This is a genomic window from Allokutzneria sp. A3M-2-11 16, assembly GCF_024213555.1.
In the GTDB taxonomy this organism is placed as follows: Bacteria; Actinomycetota; Actinomycetes; order Mycobacteriales; family Pseudonocardiaceae; genus Allokutzneria.
In genome coordinates this window covers 294,925-302,982 of record NZ_JANAVO010000005.1, presented here as the reverse complement: position 1 = coordinate 302,982, position 8,058 = coordinate 294,925, and the positions used below count along the sequence as shown (strand labels likewise).

Annotated in this window: 9 protein-coding genes; 4 read left to right on the top strand and 5 right to left on the bottom strand. The window is 70.3% G+C overall.

What is annotated here, in order from left to right; genetic code table 11:
* Together NLX83_RS27815 and NLX83_RS27810 are read left to right on the top strand one after the other, a co-directional pair.
* The coding region (locus NLX83_RS27815; protein ID WP_254238140.1) for an HNH endonuclease signature motif containing protein at window positions 1–798 on the top strand (798 nt) is incomplete at its 5' end.
* A 325-nt stretch (window positions 799–1,123) separates the two neighbouring features.
* Window positions 1,124–1,651, top strand: a complete 528-nt coding sequence (locus NLX83_RS27810; RefSeq protein WP_254238139.1) for a hypothetical protein — start codon at window positions 1,124–1,126, stop codon at window positions 1,649–1,651.
* Here the strand turns inward: NLX83_RS27810 and NLX83_RS27805 are convergent.
* The 3 genes from NLX83_RS27805 to NLX83_RS27795 are packed head-to-tail and all read right to left on the bottom strand — an operon-like array spanning window position 1,648 to window position 4,627.
* Complete coding sequence (locus tag NLX83_RS27805) at window positions 1,648–2,373, bottom strand: MerR family transcriptional regulator (protein ID WP_254238138.1); 726 nt, start codon at window positions 2,371–2,373, stop codon at window positions 1,648–1,650. The genes NLX83_RS27810 and NLX83_RS27805 overlap by 4 nt on opposite strands.
* Complete coding sequence (locus tag NLX83_RS27800; protein WP_254238137.1) at window positions 2,360–3,574, bottom strand: MFS transporter; 1,215 nt, start codon at window positions 3,572–3,574, stop codon at window positions 2,360–2,362. The genes NLX83_RS27805 and NLX83_RS27800 overlap by 14 nt, the downstream gene beginning before the upstream one ends.
* Before the next feature lie 18 nt (window positions 3,575–3,592).
* Window positions 3,593–4,627, bottom strand: coding sequence for an AAA family ATPase (locus tag NLX83_RS27795; protein ID WP_254238136.1), 1,035 nt, complete (start codon window positions 4,625–4,627; stop codon window positions 3,593–3,595).
* Between the two features lie 201 nt (window positions 4,628–4,828).
* On the opposite strand from NLX83_RS27795, the gene NLX83_RS27790 reads away from it, so the two are divergent.
* Window positions 4,829–6,109, top strand: a complete 1,281-nt coding sequence (locus NLX83_RS27790; protein ID WP_254238135.1) for a glycosyltransferase — start codon at window positions 4,829–4,831, stop codon at window positions 6,107–6,109.
* Here the strand turns inward: NLX83_RS27790 and NLX83_RS27785 are convergent.
* Window positions 6,106–6,861: an SDR family NAD(P)-dependent oxidoreductase gene (locus NLX83_RS27785; protein WP_254238134.1), complete on the bottom strand. Its 756-nt coding sequence runs from the start codon at window positions 6,859–6,861 to the stop codon at window positions 6,106–6,108. The genes NLX83_RS27790 and NLX83_RS27785 overlap by 4 nt on opposite strands.
* A 101-nt stretch (window positions 6,862–6,962) precedes the next feature.
* On the opposite strand from NLX83_RS27785, the gene NLX83_RS27780 reads away from it, so the two are divergent.
* On the top strand, window positions 6,963–7,796 hold the full coding sequence (locus NLX83_RS27780) for a helix-turn-helix transcriptional regulator (RefSeq protein ID WP_254238133.1): 834 nt from the start codon (window positions 6,963–6,965) through the stop codon (window positions 7,794–7,796).
* Window positions 7,797–7,808: 12 nt separating this feature from the next.
* Here the strand turns inward: NLX83_RS27780 and NLX83_RS41260 are convergent, their stop codons facing one another.
* Entirely contained in the window at window positions 7,809–7,931 is a 123-nt protein-coding gene (locus tag NLX83_RS41260; protein ID WP_256564474.1) for a hypothetical protein, read from the bottom strand.
* Between the last annotated feature and the right edge of the window lie 127 nt (window positions 7,932–8,058).

Below are 8,058 nucleotides of genomic sequence, written 5' to 3'. Positions count from 1 at the left end.
CAGGACTTCCTCGCCTTCGCCGAAACGCACAACTACACCGCGACTCGCAAGCATGCGGTGCGGTTCATCGACAAGCTGGACCCGAAAGCCGCCGAACGACGGCACAAAGAGAAGCGCAAGGCCAGGTTGGTGGAGAAGATCCCCCAAGACGACGGCATGTGCCTGCTCCGCATGTTCTTCCCCGCCCTGCAGGCATCCCTGATCTATGACCGCATCGACCGCATCGCTAGAGCCCTGCCCAAGGATCACCGCACCTTGGATCAGAAGCGTGCCGATGTCACCATGGATGTGTTGATGGGCAAGGAAACCGGTGCACCCCAAGGCCAGGTCACCGTCTACCTCACCATGCCCATGGGTTCCTTCCTCGGCCTCGACAACGAGCCCGCCATCCTGCACGGCTACGGACCGTTGCCCGCGAAGATCGCCCGGGACGTGGCGGCGAACGGGATCTGGAAGCGCATCCTGACCGACCCGGTCACCGGGATCGCCGAAGACGTGACCACCTACCGGCCGTCGGCGAAGCAGCGGGAGTTGATCCACGCCCGCTACCCGACCTGCACCGCGATCGGCTGCAACAGGCCCGCACACCGCTGCGATCTGGATCACTGCTGCCCCTTCGACGGCACCAACACCACGATCGATAACTTGCGGCCGAAGTGCAGGCGGCACCACCGGATGAAGCACGAATCCAACTGGAGCTGCGAGAACCTGCCGGACGGGCGGCACGTGTGGACCACACCCAACGGCAAGACCTCGGAGACAGAAGCGGAACCGATCGCCGAACCCGCCCCCTTCTAAGACCAACGGAATGGTGCGCTGCTCAGCTAGGAGTTATTGCTCGTCGAGGGCGCCGAATCACAGCGGCAGAATGTTCTTCGGATGGCTAGGGTGGCCGTAGGTGAAAGCTGCTTCTGGCGCTGCTGTTGATCGCACCACCCGCCCAGCCACCCACCGAATTGGAAATCCTGCCTTGACAGCGATCCTGCGGTCATGCAGTGCGCGGACCTGCCGGTCCCGTTGGCGGAGCGGGGAAAGCACACGATCACCCTGAAGATCGCGCGTCTTCCCGCAACCGGGGCCAAGAAAGGGGGACCCGCGTGGCTACCCCGGGCTGAGCTCGCCGGTGCTGAACTGCGACTGGGAGCGGGAGGTCGACGCCTTCGCCCGCGACGGCGAACGGTTGATGCAGCGCTTTTTCGACCAGGCCGAACCAGGAATGGAACAGCGCTGGCGGGCTCTGCTGGCCAAAGCCGAGCGCGAGCCGATCCCCGCGGGCACGGCCCGGTACGACGGGATGCAGTTGCAGCGCCTCGGTTCCGTGCGGGCGGGGAAAGGCCCGGCCCACTGGGCGACGCTCGCGGCCGCGATCACGGCCGCCGAACGGGGCGACGCGTCCGGCTTCGCCACGCCCGGTCTGGAGCCCTACCCGGGTGTCATGGGTGATCAGGTGAAGGGCTGCCTGGACTTTCCCGGCCCGCCGATCACGGGCACCTGTCCAGCGGGGTTGAGCGGGCGCGCCGGATCGCCCCGAACACCGGTGGGCGCGGGCACCTGGCTGGACCACGGCTCCACCGCGCGCGTGGTGGCCCAGGTGCCCGGCAGCCGCTACATCACCACGCTGGAGCTGCCACCGGAGAACACCCGCTGCTAGGCGCGGGTGAGCCGTTCCTCGACGACCTGGTCGAGCCGTCGCCACGCGGGGCTGTCGATGCCGTGGTGGCCGACGACCACCTCGACGGCCTCGCGGGGGACCTCGGTCCAGATCGGAAGGTCGGACGGCAGGGTCATGCGCCGGGCCAGCCGGACCGCCGCGTCCGCGATCGCGTCCAGCCTGGGATCGTCGGGCGCCCAGTCGATCGCCTCGTCGTATGAGCGCATGACCGCGACGTACTCCTCGTCCTCCAGCAGCGCGGTGCGCACGGGGAGGTAGGCGCGGGCGAAGTCGGGGGCGAGCGCGCAGATGAGGATCCAGCCGTCGCGGACCGCGCGCTCGTGCCGATCGGAGAGGCCGAGCGCGCGGAAGCGCTCCATGTGCTCCACGGCCTCGGGCGGCAGGCAGAGCCGGTCCGGCTGGTCGAGCTGGCGCAGCTGCTTGCGGCGGTCCTGGAGCTCGCGGATGCGGTCGCGCAGCTCGCTGTCGATGCGCTCGATCTCGCCGGGCCGCGCGTGCAGGACGTCGGGGATGCGGGCGAGCGGCACCCCGGACTTGGCGAGCGTGACGATGCGGGCGAGGTCGATCACGGCCTGGGCGTCGTATCGCCGGTAGCCGGAGGCGTCGCGCTCGGGTTCGGGGAGGAGACCGCGCTGGTGGTAGACGCGGACGGCCTTGATCGTGCAGCCGACGTGCGCGGCGAGCTGGCTAATCGTGAGCACGGGCCGACACCTCCCGCGGTGCTTCGAGGTCGCGCAAGGCGGGCCCCGTCGCGCAGAGGAGCCCGACCGCGCCCCAGACGGCCACGACGCCCCACGCCAGGACCGACAGATTTCCGTTCGCCACCACCACACTCGCGACGCCGAGCCCGAGCGGGCCGGACACGAGGGAGGCGGCGTTCATCAGTCCCATGGCGCTGCCGAGCTGAGCGGCGGGGACGCGTTCGGCCACGACGACGCTGAAGACGGGGCTGACGATTCCACTGGACACTCCGACCACCACCGCGCCGAGCCCGACGACCCAGAACCCGTCCAGCGTAGCGATCAGCACGAGTCCCGCCGTGGTGGCGACGACCGCGATCGTCCACGCCAGGCGCCGCGACACCTTCGCCAGCACCGCGTACACGACGGAACCCGCGATAACGCCGACCGCGAGCGCCGACATGGTGAAACCGAGCAGGTCCGGGCGGTTCAGCGCGGTGAAGTGAGCGGGCAGGAGGACCTGGAGCAGCGGCGCGGACATGCCCGCCGACACCGTGGCGACGGTGAAAAGCTTCACCAGGACGGGTGTCTGCCGGAGCGCGCGCCAACCGCCGCGAACGCCGGGCTCCGCTTCACCCCCATCGGTCACCGGCGGCACCCGGATGCCGAGCGTCACCAGTGCCGCGAGCGCCGAACAGGCGGCGGTCAGCCACAACACGCGCTCCGGATCGAACACGCCGAGCAACACCCCGGCCAGTGCCGGACCGGCGAGCAGCGAAAGCCCGAACACGCCTTGGCGCAACGAGGCGACCGTGTCCAACGCGACCCCGGACCGCTCCGCGACGCGGGGCATCAAGGTCTGCCGCGCGGTCATCCCCGGGATGTCGAACAACGCCCCGGCCGCGGCGAGCGCGATCATGACCGGCAGGGACAGCCCACCGGCCAAGCCGACCAAGGCCAGCGCCGTGACCGACGCCGCGGAGCCCACATCGGCGAGGACGGCCAGGCGGCGCGCGCCGAACCGGTCGATGAGCCTGCCGATCGCGAAGGTCGCGCCGATCTGCACCACGCCCGCACAGGCGGCGACGATCGCGGCCGCGGAAGCGTCCCCGGTGCGCGCGAGCACGAGCCACGGCAGGACCACGTTGATCGCCGAGTTCCCGAACAGGGACAAGCCCTCAGCCGCCACATACGTGGGCAGGACCAGTCGAGAACGCGTCATGCCACGGAGCACACAGCCTTACCCCAAGGGCAAGGTCAACCCGAGCAACGCGGCCGCGGTCTCGTCGGGGTCCTGCCCCGTCGTGTCGAGCACGATCTGGTCGGTGCGCCGCAGCCGCTCGGCCTCGGCGACCGCGCGCGCGATCACCTGGAGCTGAACGGCCGATGGCGCGCCGCGGAGCTCGTCGCCCGCGAGGAGCGCGGACTCACCGGCAGCGCGTCGCCGCACGCGCTCGGCCAACGTCGGAGCGTCGGCGTCGAGCAGGACCCTGGTCACGGAGTCCTCCGCGAACAGGTCCTGGGGTAGCGCGTCGCGGGTCACGATGATCAGCACCTCGGCTCCGGCGTCGCGGTAGCCCTGCCACAGAGCCGAAAGGCACGCGGCCGACAGCACGGGATCGGGACCCGGACGGACGAAACCGAGCTGCGCCATGTCGACGTAGGCGGTGGGAATGCCTTTCTGCCAATGGGTTTGCAGCGCGCCCCACGCGGCGGTCGACTTGCCGACTGCGGTGGCTCCACTCACGACGATCACGCGCGCGGGCGGCGGGGCGGGCGCGCTCAGCGGCTGGATCTCGCCCGGGCTCACGACGCAATGCCGCAGCAACGCGGTGACCGTGTCTTCGGGTTGCTGGCCTGTCGTGTCCATGGCCGTGTCGAAGCGGTCGAACTCGTCGGCCACCTCGAAGAGGGCGTCCAGCGTGTCGGCGGAGGAGCCGCGACCGAGGTACCGGCGGCGCAGCTCCTCGCGGTCGCACCGCAGGCACACGAGCGTCAGGTCCGGCCAGCCCGGGGGCCTGTCGGGATCGACGATCCCGGAGATGATCACCTGCCGCACGCCCCGGCGGCGCATCAGGTCGAGCAGGCGCCGCGCGTTCCCTTCCTTGATCGCATGGCTCGCGTCGCCACCGCCTGGGGGCGGGCCGATCAGGCCGAGCTGATCCACATCGACGTGGGCGACGCTGCCGCCCTGTTCGGCGATGCGCGTGAACAGACCCCAGCCCGCGGTGGATTTCCCCGTTCCCGGTGTCCCGGTCACCCAGAGCGCTTCCATAACCACATAATTTAGAGAATCGGCGCAACCGAATTATCAGAAATTCTCCGGTTACTTCCTGGGGGGGCGTGAGCGATGTAACCAAAATCCGTCTCAGATTTCGTGGTGCTTCCGAGGTCGGCGACCCGGAATTGCGATGAGAGTGCCAGAAAGAACATTGAACTCATCAGGACCTCACAAGCGAATTCCTAGCTTGCCGCCATGAAAATCGTGATCGTAACCGTGGGCACCCAAGGCGATGTGGTGCCGCTCATCGGTCTCGGAACGCGCCTGAAAGCCGCAGGCCATGAGGTCGCGGTGGCGACGCAGGAGATGTTCGCCGAGCGTGTGCGGGAGTGCGGCCTGGAGTTCCGGCGGATGCCAGGCGACATGCGGGAGGTATCGGGCGCGCAGGAGGGCCGGACGGGGCGCCGGGCGGGGCGAGGACTGCGTGGTCTCAGGGACGACGCCGAGATGGGCAGGAAGATCGCGGCGGAGGTCGGCGAAGGCGTGCGGGCCGCCGCCGAGGGCGCGGACGTGCTGTTGTTGCAGAGCAACGTGGTGGTGCACGGCTACCTGGTGGCCAAGGCGATGGGCATCCCCAGCGTCTCCCTCAACTTCTACCCGGGCGTGCCCACCGGCGACTTTCCGCCGGTCACGCTGAGCGCGAGGTCGTTGGGGCGGTGGACGAACCGGAACCTGCTGCGGATGGCCTCCCGGCTGCCCAATCCGCTGGACGGGGCCATCAAGCGGTTCCAGCGCGACCTGGGGCTGCGGCCGATCGGGTTCGGCGCGGTCTGGCGGGCGATCTTCGACGACCCGGAGTACCGGGTGCTGCACGGGTTCAGCCCGGCGATCGCGCCTTCGCCCGCCGACTGGCGGCCGGGGGTCGAGACTGTCGGTTACTGGTGGCCGGACAGCCCGTCCGGGTGGCAGCCGGACCCGGAGCTGACGGACTTCCTGGAGGCGGGTGACGCCCCGGTGTTCGTCGGGTTCGGGAGCATGGCCGCCAGCGACGGCGAATGGCTGTCCGGGATCGTCGGGCAAGCACTGCGGAAGGCCGGGGTACGAGGGATCGTGCAGGCGGGTTGGGCCAACATGGAGGCTGGCGGCGGCGACCTGCTGGCGGTCGGTTCTGTGCCGCACACCTGGTTGTTCCCGCGGATGGCGGCGGTGGTGCACCACGCGGGTACGACCGGTGCCGGGCTCAGAGCCGGTGTCCCCACGGTGCCCGTTCCGGTGTTGTCCGATCAGCCCTTCTGGGCGGACCGATTGGTGAAGGCGGGTGTCAGCCCGGGATCGGTGCCATTCCGCGAGCTGACGGCCGATCGCCTGGCCGCTCTGATCCGCGAGGCCGTGACGGACGAGTCCTACCGCGTGCGGGCGGAGGCGATCGCTGATCGCGTCCGCGCGGAGGACGGGGCGGCGCGGGTGGCGGAGGTCGTCGCGCGGCTCGGTGAGCGGCGGCGACCCGTCGCCTGCCCGGTCGCCTCGGAACCCTAGAGGAACGTGCCGCCGGAGATCTCGATGCGCTGCGCGGTGATCCACCCGGTGCCATCCGTGAGCAGGGCCGCGATCGCCCCGCCGATGTCGTCGGGCAGCCCGGTGCGGCCGAGCGCGGTCTGCGAGGCCAGGAAGCTGTTCAGCTCGGCGTTGTCCCGCACGACGCCACCGCTGAAATCGGTCGCCACCGGGCCGGGCGCGACGGTGTTCACGGCGATGCCGCGCGGGCCCAGCTCCTTGGCGAGGTAACGGGTGAGCACCTCGACGGCGCCCTTCATGCTGGCGTAGGCGGAGTAACCGTTCTGCGCGAAGCGGGTCAGGCCGGTGGACAGGTTGACGATCCGTCCGCCGTCCGCGAGCAACGGCAGCAGCGCCTGGGTGAGGAAGTACACGCCCTTCACGTGGACGTTCATCAGCTCGTCGAAGACCTCCTCGGTCACCTCGCTGAAGGGCGCGTGCCTGCCGACGCCCGCGTTGTTGACTAGGAAGTCGAAGGTGTCCCGGCCCCACCGCTCGGCGAGCGCGCCCCGCACGGCCTCGGTGAAGGCGCCGAAGGTGCTCGTGTCCCCGGCGTCCAGGGGCAGCGCGACGGCGGTGCGGCCCAGCTCCCGGGCCTCGGCGACGACGGCTTCGGCCTCGGCGGCGCCGGTGCGGTAGGTGATCACCAGGTCCACGCCCTGACGGGCCAGGTGGAGCGCGGTGTTGCGGCCGAGACCCCGGCTGCCGCCGGTGATGAGTGCGATGCGTGTCATGGGGACAACCCTCGGCCCGGCGCCGGGGCCGCGGAAGGACTCGTTCAACCAGGGACCGGCGATCCCTGGCTAACCTCGCGCGGCTGCCTACGATCGGGCACATGGACCGGGAACAGCTCGCGCACTTCCTCCGCACCCGCCGGGAGGCTTTGCAGCCGGAGGACGTGGGCCTGCCCCGCAGGCCGCGCAGGCGCACCTCCGGGCTGAGCCGGGACGAGGTCGCGGCGCTCGCGGGCATGTCCACCGACTACTACAGCCGCCTGGAACAGCAGCGCGGGCCGACGCCCTCGGAGCAGATGCTGGCCGCGATCGCCCAGGGACTGCGGCTGAGCCTGGACGAGCGCGACCACCTGTTCCGCCTGGCCGGGCACAACGCCCCGACCCGGGTCCTGCGCTCCGACCACGTCAGCCAGGGGCTGATGCGGGTGCTGGACCGGCTCACCGACACCCCGGCCATGGTGCTGAGCGGCCTCGGCGAGACGCTGGTGCAGAACTGGCTGGCCACCGCGTTGCTCGGCGACCAGACGTGCTTCACGGGGCTGGCCCGCAGCTCGGTGTACCGGTGGTTCACCGATCCGTCCTCGCGCTCGATCTACCCGGAGGAAGATCACGGCCACCACGCTCGCGTCCAGGTCGCCGCGTTGCGGGCGGCGCTGGTCAGGAATGGACCCGGTTCCCGGGCGGCGGCGGTGGTGGACAGCCTGCTGGAGCTGAGCCCGGAGTTCTCCGCGCTGTGGGAACAGCACGAGGTGGCGGTGCGGCGGGGCGAGCACAAGCGCGTGCAGCACCCCGAACTGGGCGTGCTCGACCTGCACTGCCAGGTGCTGCACGCCGACAGCCAGGACCAGATCCTGCTGGTCTACACCGCGTCGCCGGGCACCGAGGGCTACGAGAAGCTCAGCCTGCTGTCGGCGCTGGGCTCGCAGTTCGCCTAGACGTCGGTGTCTCTAGTCGTCGAAGGCGTCGCCGAAGAAGAAGGTCTGCGTCTCGACCTCGCCGCTCTGCGGCGGCTGAGGGGTCTCCTCGGCCGGGACGGGTGCGTTCTCGGTCGGAAACTCGGCGTTGCTCATCGGATCCCCTCGCCTGTGGCCCACGTCGCGCATGATCCAACCGAACGACGGCGGGGTTCGGCAACCCACGAACGGGTGTGTCGGCACCTGAACCGGAGCGCCACGTCCGCGCGCGGGTTGGTGCGTC

Excerpts from the sequence above, each read along its gene's own strand:
- NLX83_RS27800 (WP_254238137.1), bottom strand. The coding sequence starts at position 3,574 with ATGACGCGTTCTCGACTGGTCCTGCCCACGTATGTGGCGGCTGAGGGC.
- NLX83_RS27795 (WP_254238136.1), bottom strand. The coding sequence starts at position 4,627 with ATGGAAGCGCTCTGGGTGACCGGGACACCGGGAACGGGGAAATCCACC.
- NLX83_RS27790 (WP_254238135.1), top strand. The coding sequence starts at position 4,829 with ATGAAAATCGTGATCGTAACCGTGGGCACCCAAGGCGATGTGGTGCCG.
- NLX83_RS27785 (WP_254238134.1), bottom strand. The coding sequence starts at position 6,861 with ATGACACGCATCGCACTCATCACCGGCGGCAGCCGGGGTCTCGGCCGC.
- NLX83_RS27780 (WP_254238133.1), top strand. The coding sequence starts at position 6,963 with ATGGACCGGGAACAGCTCGCGCACTTCCTCCGCACCCGCCGGGAGGCT.
- NLX83_RS41260 (WP_256564474.1), bottom strand. The coding sequence starts at position 7,931 with ATGAGCAACGCCGAGTTTCCGACCGAGAACGCACCCGTCCCGGCCGAG.